Source organism: Streptomyces sp. NBC_00483 (genome assembly GCF_036013745.1).
Taxonomy (GTDB): Bacteria; Actinomycetota; Actinomycetes; order Streptomycetales; family Streptomycetaceae; genus Streptomyces.
This window is the reverse complement of sequence record NZ_CP107880.1, coordinates 6,669,499-6,683,688: the sequence shown is the minus strand read 5'-3', so window position 1 is coordinate 6,683,688 and position 14,190 is coordinate 6,669,499. Positions and strand designations below refer to the sequence as shown.

At 69.9% G+C, this 14,190-nt stretch carries 13 protein-coding genes; 2 read left to right on the top strand and 11 right to left on the bottom strand.

Features of this window, described 5'->3' with window-relative positions:
- Positions 1 to 27: 27 nt before the first annotated feature.
- Positions 28 to 1,005 carry an LLM class flavin-dependent oxidoreductase gene (locus tag OHA73_RS30095; protein WP_266714569.1) on the top strand — a complete coding sequence of 326 codons (978 nt, stop codon included), beginning with the start codon at positions 28 to 30 and terminating at the stop codon, positions 1,003 to 1,005.
- Between the two features lie 90 nt (positions 1,006 to 1,095).
- Here the strand turns inward: OHA73_RS30095 and OHA73_RS30090 are convergent, their stop codons facing one another.
- The 4 genes from OHA73_RS30090 to OHA73_RS30075 form a co-directional block, all read right to left on the bottom strand.
- On the bottom strand, positions 1,096 to 2,514 hold the full coding sequence (locus OHA73_RS30090) for a sugar porter family MFS transporter (protein WP_266714567.1): 1,419 nt from the start codon (positions 2,512 to 2,514) through the stop codon (positions 1,096 to 1,098).
- Between the two features lie 231 nt (positions 2,515 to 2,745).
- The gene (gene smc, locus OHA73_RS30085; protein WP_327656596.1) at positions 2,746 to 6,327 is read right to left on the bottom strand and encodes a chromosome segregation protein SMC; all 3,582 of its coding nucleotides are present in this window, start codon (positions 6,325 to 6,327) and stop codon (positions 2,746 to 2,748) included.
- Positions 6,328 to 6,566: 239 nt separating this feature from the next.
- On the bottom strand, positions 6,567 to 6,770 hold the full coding sequence (locus tag OHA73_RS30080) for a hypothetical protein (protein WP_266714564.1): 204 nt from the start codon (positions 6,768 to 6,770) through the stop codon (positions 6,567 to 6,569).
- Positions 6,771 to 7,151: 381 nt separating this feature from the next.
- On the bottom strand, positions 7,152 to 7,433 hold the full coding sequence (locus tag OHA73_RS30075; RefSeq protein ID WP_327656595.1) for an acylphosphatase: 282 nt from the start codon (positions 7,431 to 7,433) through the stop codon (positions 7,152 to 7,154).
- Between the two features lie 152 nt (positions 7,434 to 7,585).
- Here OHA73_RS30075 and OHA73_RS30070 point away from each other — a divergent pair, with 152 nt between their 5' ends.
- A complete protein-coding gene (locus tag OHA73_RS30070; RefSeq protein WP_327656594.1) occupies positions 7,586 to 8,524 on the top strand; it encodes a CAP domain-containing protein in 939 nt (312 codons plus the stop codon).
- Positions 8,525 to 8,539: 15 nt separating this feature from the next.
- Here the strand turns inward: OHA73_RS30070 and mutM are convergent, their stop codons facing one another.
- The 7 genes from mutM to rsmD all read right to left on the bottom strand — a co-directional run bounded on the left by mutM (position 8,540) and on the right by rsmD (position 13,609).
- Positions 8,540 to 9,400 (bottom strand): bifunctional DNA-formamidopyrimidine glycosylase/DNA-(apurinic or apyrimidinic site) lyase, encoded by an 861-nt coding sequence (mutM, locus tag OHA73_RS30065; RefSeq protein ID WP_327656593.1) that lies wholly within the window; start codon positions 9,398 to 9,400, stop codon positions 8,540 to 8,542.
- Between the two features lie 134 nt (positions 9,401 to 9,534).
- Positions 9,535 to 10,335 carry a ribonuclease III gene (gene rnc / locus OHA73_RS30060; RefSeq protein WP_266714556.1) on the bottom strand — a complete coding sequence of 267 codons (801 nt, stop codon included), beginning with the start codon at positions 10,333 to 10,335 and terminating at the stop codon, positions 9,535 to 9,537.
- Positions 10,336 to 10,342: 7 nt separating this feature from the next.
- Positions 10,343 to 10,516 (bottom strand): 50S ribosomal protein L32, encoded by a 174-nt coding sequence (gene rpmF / locus OHA73_RS30055; RefSeq protein ID WP_030361955.1) that lies wholly within the window; start codon positions 10,514 to 10,516, stop codon positions 10,343 to 10,345.
- Between the two features lie 2 nt (positions 10,517 to 10,518).
- Positions 10,519 to 11,163, bottom strand: coding sequence for a YceD family protein (locus OHA73_RS30050; RefSeq protein WP_266718907.1), 645 nt, complete (start codon positions 11,161 to 11,163; stop codon positions 10,519 to 10,521).
- 148 nt (positions 11,164 to 11,311) lie between these two features.
- On the bottom strand, positions 11,312 to 12,412 hold the full coding sequence (locus OHA73_RS30045; RefSeq protein WP_327656592.1) for an ATP synthase F0 subunit B: 1,101 nt from the start codon (positions 12,410 to 12,412) through the stop codon (positions 11,312 to 11,314).
- A gap of 91 nt (positions 12,413 to 12,503) precedes the next feature.
- Positions 12,504 to 12,983 (bottom strand): pantetheine-phosphate adenylyltransferase, encoded by a 480-nt coding sequence (coaD, locus tag OHA73_RS30040; protein WP_266714550.1) that lies wholly within the window; start codon positions 12,981 to 12,983, stop codon positions 12,504 to 12,506.
- Positions 12,984 to 13,009: 26 nt separating this feature from the next.
- Positions 13,010 to 13,609 (bottom strand): 16S rRNA (guanine(966)-N(2))-methyltransferase RsmD, encoded by a 600-nt coding sequence (gene rsmD / locus OHA73_RS30035; RefSeq protein WP_267069095.1) that lies wholly within the window; start codon positions 13,607 to 13,609, stop codon positions 13,010 to 13,012.
- Positions 13,610 to 14,190 lie beyond the last annotated feature (581 nt).

The following is a 14,190-nucleotide window of genomic DNA, read 5'->3' as shown; positions in this document are numbered from 1 at the left end:
CCACGCCTCGCGGAGGGGGACTTTTCCATGCCCGTGTCCGTCGTACGGTTCAACCTCGTCGACCCCGCCGGCACACCCGAAACGCTCGCCGCCCGCTACCAGGCGGCCGTCGAGATGGCCCGCTACGCCGACGAGCAGGGCATCGACACGGTGCAGACCGAGGAGCACCACGGCGTCGCCAACAACTGGCTGCCCTCGCCCTTCACCTTCGCGGGCGCGGTCCTCGGGGCCACGAAGCGCATCGCGGTCACCGTCTCCGCCATCATCGGCCCGCTGCACGACCCGCTCCGCCTCGCCGAGGACATCGCCGTGCTCGACCTGCTCAGCGGCGGCCGCCTGGTGACGGTCTCCGGGATCGGCTACCGGCCGGAGGAGTACGCGCAGTTCGACGTGGAGTGGAAGCGGCGCGGCAAGCTCCAGGACGAGCTGCTCGAAACGCTGCTCAAGGCCTGGACCGGCGAGGAGTTCGAGTTCCGCGGCCGCCGGGTCCGCGTCACCCCGCGCCCCTTCACCCAGCCGCACCCGCTGCTCCTGGTGGGCGGCTCCTCGAAGGCGGCCGCGCGCCGGGCGGCCCGGCTCGGCCTCCCGTTCTTCCCGAGCGCACACCTGCCGGAGATCGAGGCGTACTACAAGGAGCTCCTGGAGGAGTACGGGACCGAGGGCTGGACCATGATGCCGGGGAAGGTGACCCCGCTCCTGCACCTGTCGGACGACCCGGACCGCACCTGGGCCGAGCACGGCGAACACTTCCTGCACGAGGCGCGGACGTACGCGTCCTGGCAGTCGCAGGACATCAAGTCGGCCGTGAAATCGGGCGCTGCGACGGTCGAGGAGCTGCGCGCCGAGGGCGTCTACCGGGTGCTCACGCCCGACGAGTGCCTGGCGCAGGGGCTCGACAACTACATCCTGCATCCGCTCTCCGGCGGCATGCCCCTGGACGAGGGCCGCCGCAGCCTGCAGCTGTACTGCGAAAACGTACTGCCCCGGCTGAAGGACCAGTCGTAGGTCCTTCGGCCGGGGCAGTGACGGCAGCGGGGAGATGGCAGCGGGGACTTGACCCATCTCCCCGGGTCCCGGGGAGGGCGGGAGCGGTGGTCAGACCGTTTCCGCTTCCTCCAGCGTCTTGCCCTTGTACTCCTTCACGAACTTCAGGGTGAAGGGGATGGAGAGCGCCGCGAAGATGGTGTAGATGACGTACGTGCCGCCCAGGTTCCAGTCGGACAGGGACGGGAACGTCGCGGTGATGGCGTAGTTCGCGAGCCAGTTGAACATCGACGCGACGCCGATGGCGGTGGCACGGATCTTCGGCGGGAACATCTCGCCGACCATGACCCAGAGGATGACGCCCCAGCTCATCGCGAAGAAGAAGACGAACCAGTGGGCGGCGATCAGGGCGACCCAGCCCTGCGTGGTCGGCAGCTGGCCGTTGACCAGGTCGGACGAGAACGCCCAGGCCTCGCAGCCGAGACCGATGACCATGCCGACGGAGCCGACGAGAGCGAGCGGCTTGCGGCCGACCCGGTCGATCAGGAGCATCGCCACGACGGTACCGATGATGTTGATGATCGACGTCGTGAACGAGTAGAAGAACGAGTCCTCCGGGTTCACGCCGACCGACTGCCACAGCGTCGAGGAGTAGTAGAACGCGACGTTGATGCCGACGAACTGCTGGAAGACCGCGAGGCCGATACCGACCCAGACGATCGGCTTGAAGATGAAGCTGCCCTTCAGGTCCCTGAAGGTCGAAAGGCGCTCGTTCTTCATGCCGTGCTCGATCTCGGCGATGCGCGCTTCCGCGTCGGCCCCGTCGCCCTCGACCTGCCGGACGACCTTGCGGGCCTCTTCCTTCCGGCCCTTGGCGAGCAGGTAACGCGGCGACTCCGGGATCATGAACGTGAACACGCCGTACAGGGCGGCGGGGATCACCATGATCCCGAGCATGACCTGCCAGGCCTCCAGGCCGAGCAGCTCACCGCGCTGGTCGCCGCCCGCGGCGTTCAGCAGGCCGTAGTTGACCAGCTGCGAGATCGCGATGCCGAGCACGATGGCGGCCTGCTGGAAGGAGCCGAGCCGGCCGCGGTAGGCCGGCGGCGCCACCTCGGCGATGTACGTCGGGCCGAGCACCGAGGCCATGCCGATGGCGAACCCGCCGATGATCCGCCACACCATCAGGTCCCACAGCGCGAACGGCATCGACGAGCCGATGGCGCTGATGATGAACAGCACGGACGCGATCTGCATGCACCGCACGCGGCCGATCCGGTCGGCGATCCGTCCGGCGGTCGCGGCGCCGATGGCCGAGCCGAGCAGCGCGATGGCGATGACCTGAGCGAGGGTCGCGGAGCCGATGTCCCACCGGTCACGGATGGCTTCGACGGCTCCGTTGATGACTGAGCTGTCGTAGCCGAAGAGGAAGCCACCCATGGCGGCACCGGCCGCGATCAAGGTGACACGTCGGAGATTGCCGGGCTGTTCCTGCCTGGCTCCCGTTTGCGGTGCCGCACTGCTGGTCACATGTACTCCTCGGGCCACCGGCCTCGCTGCCGGGGGTGGGGGCGAGCCCTTCAGATGCGATTCCAGTGGCGCATAACTTCACGCCGCCCACCACCTGAAGGTAAAAGCAACGTTGCAGAGACTATGCCTTCATGTTTTGAAGTCAATACTTCGGGTCCTGTGAATTTCAGGCATGGGTGTGGCGTGACGTGTTCAAGACTTGAACAGTGGTAGGGGCCAGTACACCCGGGCCTAGCTCAGCCGCTGGCTGATGACCTTCGACACCCCGTCGCCCTGCATGGAGACGCCGTACAGCGCGTCGGCGACCTCCATCGTGCGCTTCTGGTGTGTGATCACGATGAGCTGCGAGGCCTCCTGCAGCTCCCGCATGATGCGGATGAGGCGCTGCAGGTTGGTGTCGTCGAGCGCTGCCTCCACCTCGTCCATCACATAGAACGGGCTCGGCCGCGCCTTGAAGATGGCCACGAGGAGCGCCACCGCGGTCAGCGACCGCTCGCCGCCCGAGAGCAGGCTGAGCCGCTTGACCTTCTTGCCCGGCGGGCGGGCCTCGACATCGACACCTGTCGTGAGCATGTTCTCGGGGTCGGTCAGGACGAGCCGTCCCTCGCCGCCCGGGAACAGCCGGCTGAAGACTCCCTCGAACTCGCGTGCCGTGTCCCGGTAGGCCTCGGTGAAGACCTGCTCGACGCGCTCGTCGACCTCCTTCACCACTTGAAGCAGGTCGGCGCGGGTCTTCCGCAGGTCCTCCAGCTGCTCGCTGAGGAACTTGTGGCGCTCCTCCAGCGCCGCGAACTCCTCGAGAGCAAGCGGGTTGACCTTGCCGAGCTGCTGGTACGCACGCTCCGCGGACTTCAGCCGCTTCTCCTGCTCCGAACGGACGAACGGGCGGGGCCCGTTGCCCGGGTGCTCGCCCGCGGCGGAGCCGCTGTCGGATGCAGTCTCGGGCAGCTCCTCGCCCTCGGCGGGGAGCGAGGGCGGCACGAGCTGGTCGGGACCGTAGTCCGCGACAAGTCCGGCCGGTTCGACACCGAGTTCCTCCAGCGCCTTGGTCTCCAGCTGCTCGATCCGCAGCCGCTTCTCGGCGCCGAGTACCTCGCCCTTGTGGACCGAATCCGTCAGCTTGTCGAGTTCTTCCTTGAGCTCGCGACCGCGCGCCCGCTCGGCGCCGAGCTCCTGCTCCCGCGCCGCCTTCGCCCGCTCGGCGAGGGTCCGCTCCTCGTCGGCCCGGGTGATGGAGACCTCGACGTGCGCGAGCAGCTGGCGCGCTCCGGAGGCGACGGCCTCGGCGACGGAGGCCTCGTACTGGCGGCGGGCGCGCTGTTGCTCGGCACGCGCGCGTGCGTCGCGCTCGGCGCGGGCGGCCCGGTCGAGCGAGTCGGCACGCCCCGCGAGCCCCTTGACGCGCTCCTCGTGGGTACGCACCTGGAGGCGCGCCTCCATCTCCGTCTGCCGGGCGTTGGCGCCGTCGGCGGAGAGGCGGTCGCGCACGGAGGTGTCGGGTTCCTCGTCGGCGGGCTGTTCCTCGGCCACGGCGAGGCGCTCGGCCAGCTCCTCGGCGTCCTGTACGGCGTTCTCCAGCGCGTCCTGCGCCTTGGTCGCGGCGGCGGCGCTGCGCTCGGCCTCGCCCGCGGCGCCGCGCGCCTGCCCGGCGAGCCTGCCGAGCTGCTGCGCCCGGCCCGAACGCTCACGCTCTATGACCCGCTGCTGCTGCCCCAACTCCTCGACGAGCGCGGCACACTCGGTGCGCCGCTCGGCCGCGGCGTGCTGCGCCTCGGCCCACTGTTCGCACTGGGCCGCCAGCTCCTCCAGCTCTGCGGCGGCCTCGTCGACGGACGCCTGCACCTCCAGGAGGCTCGGCGCTCCGGCCGATCCACCGTGCGCGAAGTGCGCGCCGAGCAGATCGCCTTCGGCGGTCACCGCGGTCACGTCGGGCCGCGCGTACACCAGATCCTCGGCGTCCTCGAGCGTCCCTACGACGACGATTCCGCGCAGGAGCCGGCGCACGGCGGGCATCAACTCATCTGGTCCGCGGACCAGTTCGGCGGCGCACGGAGGTCCGCCCGGCTGCTGGGTCTCGGCGGCCGAGCCGTCCGTGTCAGCGGCGAGCAGCAACGACGCCCGCCCCGCGTCCTGCTTGCGCAGCAGGCGGATCGCGTCGGCCGCGGCCGTGGGGGTGGTCACCGCGATCGCGTCGGCCGCCGCGCCGAACGCCGCCGCCACCGACACCTCGTACCCCGGCGCCACCGACAGCAGTTCGGCGGCGGGGCCGAGCAGCCCGGTCAACCGGTCCTTCGCGCCGAGCAGCGCACCCGTGCCGTCCTTGCGCCGCAGTCCGAGCGCGAGCGCCTCGTGCCGGGCCGCGAGCGCCGCGCGCTTGCGCTCCCCGGACGTGGCGGCCTCCCGCGCGGCGCTCAGCGCGGCCTCCGCCTCGGCGAGCGCGGCCTTGGCCGCCTCGTGCCGCGTGGAGAGCTCCTCGTCACCGGCGTCGAGCCCGTCGACCTCGGCCTGCAGCTGTTCGTACTCCTCCTGCGCGGCGGCCGCCCGCTGCTGTGCCTCGTCGCGGGAGGCGGCGAGCCGGTCGATCTCGGACTGCGCGGAAGCGGCCCGGGAGCGGGCGGCGTTGACCTGCCCCTGAAGGCGGGCGAGGCCCTCCCGCCGGTCGGCGATGGCCCGCGCGACGTCCTTGAGCCGGCGCTCCTCGACCGCCAACTCCCGCTCCAGGTCCGCCCGGTGGGAGACCGTCTCGTCCAGGGCGACCTGCGCCGCTTCGAGGGCTGCTTCGAGCTCGGCCTCCTGCTCACGCACCCGCGCGGCCTCGCGCTCCAGGTCCTCGGGCTCACGGCCGCGCCGCTCCTCCGCGGGCGCCGCCGTGGCGCTCTTGACCCGCGCGTCGGCCAGCGACACCGTGCCGCGCACCCGCTCGGCCAGCTGCGACAGCTCGTACCAGGACTGCTGCGCCCGCTGCAGCCGGGGCGTCAACTGCCGGACCGCGTCCTCCAGGTGCCCCTCGCGCAGCTGCGCCTTCTTCAGCTCCTCCTCGGCCGCGCCCTTGCGCCGCTTCAGCTCCTCCTCGTCGGCGACCTCGGTGCTGAGCGCTTCACGGTGCCGTACGAGATCGTCCGCGAGCAGCCGCAGTCGCGCGTCACGCAGGTCGGCCTGGATCACGGCGGCCCGGCGCGCGACAGCGGCCTGTCTGCCCAGCGGCTTCAACTGCCGCCTCAGCTCTTCGGTCAGATCCTGTACGCGCGAGAGGTTGGCCTGCATCGCGTCCAGCTTCCGCAGCGCCTTCTCCTTGCGCTTGCGGTGCTTGAGGACGCCCGCGGCCTCCTCGATGAAGGCGCGACGGCCCATGGGATCGGCGTGCAGCACGCCGTCGAGCTGGCCCTGCCCGACGATGACGTGCATCTCGCGGCCGATGCCGGAGTCCGACAACAGCTCCTGGATGTCGAGGAGTCGACACGTGTCGCCGTTGATCTGGTACTCGCTGCCGCCGTTGCGGAACATGATCCGCGTGATGGTGACCTCGGCGTACTCGATGGGCAGCGCGCCGTCGGAGTTGTCGATGGTGAGCGAGACCTCGGCGCGGCCGAGCGGGGGCCGCCCGGTGGTGCCGGCGAAGATGACGTCCTCCATCTTGCCGCCGCGCAGCGACTTGGCACCCTGCTCACCCATGACCCAGCTCAGGGCGTCCACGACATTGGACTTGCCCGAACCGTTGGGACCCACGACACAGGTGATGCCCGGCTCGAACCGCAATGTGGTGGCCGAGGCGAACGATTTGAACCCGCGCAGGGTCAGGGCCTTGAGGTGCACGCCGTCGGACTCTACCCGGCACCCCTGTCTCACTCCATGAACCCACCCACGGTTTCACGCGTGAACATGCAGGGCACATCAGACGTATAGAACGTCAAGGTAAAGACAGTGCGCGGGGGCACCGGAAAGTGCGACCGAGAGGAAAAAGGGACGCCGAAGCGTCCCTTGGATTACTCGGTCGAGCGGGTGATAGCGGCTGGTTACGGGCGATGCCCGACCACCTGGATCGCCGGGGGTGGTCAGGTGAGCGCAGGCTCCGCCTGGGGTACGTCGATACCCTCGATGAGAGAGTCGTGAGAAGCGGCAGCCGCGAGCTCGTCGTTCTCGGCCTGAATACGGCCGAGCTCGGATTCAAGATCCTGGACGCGCTGCTGGAGCCGTCGCATCTCGGCGAGAAGTCGCGGGTCGCTGCCGCCGACGTAACCGAGAAGCGCCTTTGCCATGATGGATGGTCCTCCACAATGAGTGACCGACCGAAGCGGTGTGGGTCGTGAGGGATTCGCACCCGCGGTGCTTGGCACTTCTTGTATTGCTGCCGTTCTCACATGCCAAACAGCTAAGGTGCGCGGGGACTTCCAGAGTCTCACCAAAAAGTTTGACGGTCAACACGATCACGCCCCGTATTGGCGGGCAAACCGGGGGCTTCGCGCCGCAGAACCTGCGGTACGGCCTCACGTTCGGGGCCCGGGGGCGTAGAGATCATCCGTTCCCGGGGAGCCTGCCACGAGTCCCTGTTATTGGCAACCACCAGGGCGTTTCTGCCGCACGCAGGTGCCTGCGGCACGTCCCGCGCCCCCTCACCCGGGCCCGCCTGCGGTAACGACTCAGCGGATGGCAAACCCGCCGTAACCGCCGCGGGGCGTGTCCCAGATCTCAGTCACACCGTCGACCCGGCCGGGTGTGTCGTCGCCGTGGAGCCAGTCGAGCAGTTGCTGACACGCGACGCGCGGTCCCTCGGCGACCACTTGGACACGCCCGTCGTCCAGATTGAGAGCAAAACCACTCAGGGCGCCGATCTCCAGTGCACGCGCACGGGTGAACCACCGAAAACCCACACGTTGGACACGTCCTCGCACCCAGGCCGTGATCCGTACTTCTTCGTTCATGGGTGCACGCTAACCGGCCAAAAGCACTCGGAGCACTTCGCCCACTGGGGAGTTGGGGTAGCGTCCCCGACCATCGAGCCTCACTCGTACGGGTGAGAAGCACGCACCACAGTGACGACCGCGAGGACCAGAGGACCAGGAAGGCACAGGACATGGGACGCCACCGACGCTCCGCCGCCGGCCGCCCGCACGCGAGCGACTTTGCGCAGGGCTACGCGGAGTACCCACCGCGCCCCACGCCTCCCGCACCACCCGGCACCTCCCACCACCGGAAGAGGCGCGACGGCGTGCCGCTGCGCACCGGTCTGCTCGGTGCCTCGGCCGCGGTCGCGATGGGCGCGGTCGCGGTGACCACGGGACTGATACCCGGCGGCGGGAGCTTCAAGTTCGGCGGCGGTGACGGCAGCAGGGTGCAGGCCGCCGACTCCCCCGACGTCACGGCGCAGGGCAGTACGGACGGTGCGGTCGACGACCGGGCGCCGTCCGCTGCGAGCCGCGACACCGAGCGGGCCACTCCGTCCGCGACACCGTCACGGTCCGCTTCGAGCGCCGCGCCGCGATCCTCCGAACCGTCGAAGCGTGAGCAGCAGTCCCGGTCCGCCGACGACAGCGGTACGAGGACGAAGAGCGCGAGCCCGACGACGGCCGCCCCGTCGTCACCTGCGCGGACGAAGGCGCCCTCCGGCGCGGGCGGCGGCGCGGCGACCACGTCGGAGAAGGCGGCATCGGCCCAGGTCCTCTCCCTCGTCAACCAGGAGCGCTCCAAGGTGGGTTGCTCCCCGGTGACGGCGGACAGCGGCCTCGCCTCGCTCGCCACGGCGTTCAGCGACGACATGGCCTCGCGGGACTTCTTCGACCACACGGACCCGGACGGGGCGACGCCCTGGGACCGCGCCAAGGCGGCGGGCATCACGGACCTCGGCGGCGAGAACATCGCCCGCGGCCAGGCCAACGCCCAGTCGGTCATGGACTCCTGGATGAACAGCCCCGGCCACAAGGCGAACATCCTGAACTGCGACTTCAAGACCCTGGGCGTCGGCGTGCACTTCGGCTCGGGCGGGCCGTGGTGGACGCAGGACTTCGGTTACTGACGCGTCGCGAGCTGCCTACGCGGCCGTGCGCGGCGGGCGCTGGCAGCGCGGGCAGTAGTAACTGGACCGATTCATCCACGGGCGCCGACGCATGGGCGTCGAACAGCGCCGGCACGGCAGGCCCTCGCGCCCGTACGCGTCGAGCGACCGGTCGAAATACCCCGACTCCCCGTTCACATTCACGTACAGGGCGTCGAAGCTCGTCCCGCCGACGCTCAGCGCCGCGTTCATCACATCCCTTACGTGGCCCAGGAGTTCGGCCGTGCGGGGGCGGGTGAACGTCGCCGTGGGACGCTCGTAGTGCAGCTTCGCGCGCCACAGTGCCTCGTCCGCGTAGATGTTGCCGACGCCGCTGATGAGGGACTGGTCGAGCAGGGCCCGCTTGATGGTGCTGCGCTTCGCGCGCAGCGCGGTGTGGAACGCGGCGTCGTCGAAGAGCGCGTCGAGGGGGTCGCGGGCGATGTGCGCGATGACGTCGGGCAGGCCGGAGGCATCGGTGTCGTGCAGCGAGAGCCCGCCGAAGGTGCGCTGGTCGACGAAGCGCAGCTCCGTCGAAAGGTCGTCGGCGAAGCGGACGCGGATGCGCAGGTGCTTCTCGTCGGGAGCGTCGTGCGGCTGCACCAGGAGCTGGCCGCTCATGCCGAGGTGGGCGAGGACGGAGATGCCCGAGCCCTCGAGCGGCAGCCACAGATACTTGCCGCGGCGGCTCGGCTCGCCGACCGTCTGCCCCTTGAGCCGGGACGCGAAGTCCGCGCCGCCCGCGATGTGCCGGCGCACGGACCGCGGGTGCAGCACCTCGACCTCGGCGACGGTCCGATGCGCCACCCACCTCTCAAGCCCACGCCGCACGACCTCTACTTCGGGCAGCTCTGGCACGGGTTCCTCCGTATGTCTGAGCCCCGCGTTTGGACGAGAGCCAGCGGGGTCCGGGGCGGAGCCCCGAGGCGTAGGCAAAATACAACGCCCGCCCCTCCGGCTGACCGGTGGGACGGGCGTAGGAAGCGGAGCGGTTACGCCCCGGAGGCCGTATCGACCGCCGCGGCATCCGCGGCAGCCTCCCGCTCGTCCGCGGCAGCGCGAATCGCACGCCACGCGGACTCAGCGGCCTGCTGCTCCGCTTCCTTCTTGCTGCGGCCGGTGCCGGTGCCGTACGAGACGCCTCCGACGCGGGCGGCAGCAGTGAAGGTCTTCTCGTGATCCGGGCCGGTTTCGGTGACCAGGTACTCGGGCACGCCGAGTCCCTCCGTCGCCGTCAGCTCCTGGAGACTGGTCTTCCAGTCCAGGCCGGCACCGAGATTCGAGGACTTCTCGATGAGTGGGTCGAACAACCGGTGGACGAGTTCGCCCGCCGCGTCCAGACCCTGGTCCAGGTACACCGCACCGATCACCGCTTCAAGGGTGTCGGCGAGAATCGACGCCTTGTCCCGGCCGCCCGTGCCCTCTTCGCCCCGGCCGAGCCGGATGAAGGAACCCAGGTCGAGCCCACGGCTGACCTCCGCAAGTGCACGCGAATTGACCACCGCGGCCCGCAGCTTGGCCAGTTGGCCTTCCGGCAGGTCGGGGTGGGTGCGGTAGAGAGTGTCGGTGACCACGAGGCCGAGGACCGAGTCGCCCAGGAATTCCAGGCGCTCGTTCGTCGGCAGGCCGCCGTTCTCATACGCGTACGAGCGATGTGTCAGCGCGCGCACCAGAAGGGCGGACTCGAGCTTGTACCCGAGCCGCCCTTCCAGAAGCGTGTGGGACGAGGCTGTGGTGTCCACCTTTTTCTTGGCGTCATCCGCCTTCTTGGGGCTCGACACTGTGCCTCTCACCAGCCGCTCAGACCTCGAGGACCTGGCGCTTGTTGTAGGTGCCGCAAGCCGGGCACGCGATGTGCTGCAGCTTGGGCTCCTGGCAACGCTCACACGAAACCAGGGTGGGGACCGCAGCCTTCCACTGCGACCGGCGGTGGCGCGTGTTGCTGCGCGACATCTTCCGCTTCGGAACAGCCACGGCTACTTCTCCTGCTTCTCGTCGACGCCCGCTTGCGCTTCGGCGCCGCTCATCTCGTCCTTCTCGCCGTCCTGGATGGATTCAGCGAGTCCCTGCAATGCCGCCCAACGGATGTCGACGGCGTCGTGGTGGTGGCCCGGCTCGTCCGAAAGCCGCACTCCGCACTCGGAGCACAGACCTTCACAGTCTTCCTGGCACACCGGCTGCATCGGCAGTGCGAGCACCACCGCATCACGCAGCACCGGCTCGAGGTCGAACAGGCCGTCCTCGAGAAAGAGCCTGTCCTCGTCTTCCTCGGCGTCGTCGGCCGGTTCCGCTTTTACGCGGCCCCGGTCGTCGGCGTCAGGGTACGAGAACATCTCCTGGAAGTCCGCGTCGACCTCTTGAACGAGCGGCTCCAGACACCTTACGCACTCCCCCTTGGCCGATGCACGGGCGGTGCCTGTGACAAGCACCCCTTCCATGACCGACTCCAGGCGGAGGTCGAGCTCCACCGGGGCGCCTTCCGGCACCTCGATGACTCCCAGGAGGCCGAACTCCTTGGGAGCGTCGATCGTGCGGGACAGCCGCTGCATGGCACCAGGACGCCGACCCAGCTCGTGCGTATCGAACACGAACGGGTTGCGGTGGTCGAGGTGGGTGTTCAGGGCTGGTCCTGCTTTCGTTCTTCGAAGCTCATGTGGGGGTTGCCGCCCCGAAAATTTCCGGGCAGCTCGGAACGCACGTGCTACGCGCGACCGAAGAACCAGGGTACTGGACCTTTCGCTCACGGCCCAATCTGCCCCTGGGACCGGCTCAGCGCCCCTGCTCGTACTGCCGCATCTGCTCCAGGCTGATCATGCTCGTGTCGAAGAGACTCGTCTCGTCGAGCGCGCCGTCCTGGGCCTGCTGCGGCTGGTGCTGCTGCAGTTCCTGCTGGTGCTGCTGGTACGCGTACGGGTCCTGCTGCTGTTGCTGCTGATACCCGTACGGGTCCTGCTGGTACGCCGCGTACGGGTCCTGCTGGTAGGTGCCGTAGGCGTCCTGCTGGCCGTAGGGCTGCTGCTGGTAGCCGCCGTACGGATCCTGGCCCTGCTGCGCGTACACGGGCTCCGGGGCCTGGGCCGGGATCTGGGGCACCTGCGGGGGCGCCGGCATGTGCGGGGGCTGCGGGGCGGCCGGCTGCTGGGTCTGGGCGCCGCCGATCTCGGCGAGGCCCGCGAGGTAGTCGGCGTCGCTGGTGTGCGACTGCCCCTCGGCGTCCACGCCCAGCGTGCCGAGGTCGTCGCTGGCGATGCGGCCGTGCAGCTTCTGCCGGCCCTTGCCGACGGCGTCCAGGGTCTTGGCGAGCACCGCCTCGAAGGCGCCGAGCTTGGTGTCCACATACGCGTCGGCGTCCCGCCGCAGCGTCTCCGGGTCGTGGCTGCGCTCGGGGGCGTCCTCGTCCTCGTAGCCCGCCTCGTCGACGCCGGGTCCGGTGCCGAGCAGCTTTTCGCGGCCGCGGCCGACCGAGCCGAGCGTCTTGTTAAGGACGACCTCGAAGTTGGCCAGCTTGGAGTCGACGTAGTCGTCGGCCTCCGCGCGGACCTCCTCGGCCTCCTGGCGGGCCTCGGCGAGGATCCGGTCGGCCTCGGCCTGGGCGCGCTGGGCGATCTCCGTGTCGGCGATCAGGGTGCCCCGCTCGGCCCGCGCGCCCTCGATGATGCGCTCGGCCTCCGCGTGGGCCTGCTCGACCATCTGCTCGCGGCCGCCGATGAGCTCCTGGGCCTGGGCGAGGGAGCCGGGCAGCGCCTGGCGCACCTCTTCGAGCATCGCCAGCAGGTCGGCGCGGTTGATCACGCACGAGGCCGACATCGGCATCGAGCGCGCGCCGCCGACCGTGCCGACGATGTCGTCGAGCTTCTTCTGCACGTCCACCGTGTGCTCGCCACTCTCTCGTCTAGACGCCGGTAAGGCTGGGGTGTTGGAGACGGACGAGACGACTGTAAGCCCAACGTGCGCGTGCGCGTCACTTCTTGGGAAGGCGCTCCGCCAATGCCTGGTTGACCTGCTCGGGGACCAGGTGCGAGACGTCGCCGCCCCAGGCCGCGACCTCCTTGACCAGGGAGGACGACAGGAAGCTGTACGTCGGGTTGGTGGGGACGAAGAGGGTCTCCACGCCGGACAGGCCGATGTTCATCTGGGCCATCTGCAGCTCGTAGTCGAAGTCGCTGACGGCGCGCAGGCCCTTGACGATGGCCGGAATGTCTCGCTGCTTGCAGAAGTCGACGAGGAGGCCGTGGAAGGCCTCCACCTCCACGTTGCCGAACTCGGCCGTGACCTCGCGGATCAGCTCGATCCGCTCCTCGACCTCGAACAGTCCCTTCTTGGACTGGTTGATCATCACCGCGACGTGCACGACGTCGTAGAGCTTGGAGGCTCGGGCAATGATGTCGAGGTGGCCGTTGGTGATGGGGTCGAACGACCCCGGACAGACTGCGCGGCGCACGGGAAGTCCCTCGCTCTCCGGTCCGGTCATCGTGCGTCGTCGCACGTGAGGGTGGTGTTCAAGGCGGCGCGACCGTACCAAAACGTGCCCTCGCCGTAGCGACGGGACCTCAGGCTCTCGAAGCCGTCCGGCCACCGGAATTCGCCGCCTCTGGTGCTGCGTTCCACGGTGACGAGCGCTTCGTCCGCGAGCCAGCCCCGCGTGCGGAGTGTGAGCAGAATCTCGCGAAGATCGTCGTCGGAGACGGCGTAAGGGGGGTCGAGAAAGACCAGGTCGTAGGGGGCAGTTGGGGGCGGGCCCGCGACGATTTGCTCCGCTTTTCCGGTACGTGCCTCGGCTCCCGGCAGGCCGATCGCGCGGATGTTCTCGCGGATCGTGCGGGCGGCGCGGGTGTCGGCCTCGACGAGGAGCGCGTGGGCGGCGCCGCGGGAGAGGGCCTCCAGGGCGACGGCGCCGGAGCCCGCGTACAGGTCGGCGACGCGGGTTCCGTCGAGGCTGCCGCCGAGGAGCGCCTGCCAGGTGGAGAAGAGGGCCTCGCGTGCTCGGTCGGAGGTGGGCCGGGTGCCGTTGCCCGGGGGCACGGCGAGGCGGCGTCCGCCGGCGGTTCCGGCGATCACGCGGGTCATCGCGCTACGTCCTTGTCTTCCGTGTGACTGGTGCGGGTCCAGTTTGTCAGCACGCCGACACCTCGCGCCTGCCGGGCGGCGGGGGCCGACCGTCCCTACGCCACGGGGCGCTGCCCCGGACCCCGCGCCTCAATCGCCGGCGGGGCTGAAGAGATCGGGTCTTCAGCCCGGGCCCCGGGCCCCAAACGCCATCCGGGCTGAAAGATCGGGGCTCCGCCCCGGGCCCCTCGGGCTCCCGTCCAAGAGCGGGGCTGAAAATGCCCACCCGCCGCCGGGCTCGAATTGTCCTGCCCGCAGGCGATCGCCCGGCTCCCACTCATCTCCCACCCACCCGCCCCCTCCGGGGGCGTCGGCCCGACGGGGTACCGCCATCGCCGTGGGTGATCCATCGGCAGGCACGGCTCCCCGCCGGGAAGGCGAGGGGCGCCACCGCCTTGGGTGAACCGGCGACGGCCACGGCTCTACACCCGCTGCGGTCGACCGCACGCGCCTTGGGCAATCCGCCGCCTGGCACGGTTCCCCACCCGTTGCGGTCAACCGCCCACCGCCTTGGGCAACCCGCCGCAAGCACGGCTCCCCAC

What these genes read in the sequence shown, in the direction of transcription:
- OHA73_RS30080 (WP_266714564.1), bottom strand. Translation starts at nt 6,770, where the DNA reads ATGGCAAAGGCGCTTCTCGGTTACGTCGGCGGCAGCGACCCGCGACTT.
- rsmD (WP_267069095.1), bottom strand. Translation starts at nt 13,609, where the DNA reads ATGACCCGCGTGATCGCCGGAACCGCCGGCGGACGCCGCCTCGCCGTG.
- OHA73_RS30075 (WP_327656595.1), bottom strand. Translation starts at nt 7,433, where the DNA reads ATGAACGAAGAAGTACGGATCACGGCCTGGGTGCGAGGACGTGTCCAA.
- OHA73_RS30095 (WP_266714569.1), top strand. Translation starts at nt 28, where the DNA reads ATGCCCGTGTCCGTCGTACGGTTCAACCTCGTCGACCCCGCCGGCACA.
- OHA73_RS30070 (WP_327656594.1), top strand. Translation starts at nt 7,586, where the DNA reads ATGGGACGCCACCGACGCTCCGCCGCCGGCCGCCCGCACGCGAGCGAC.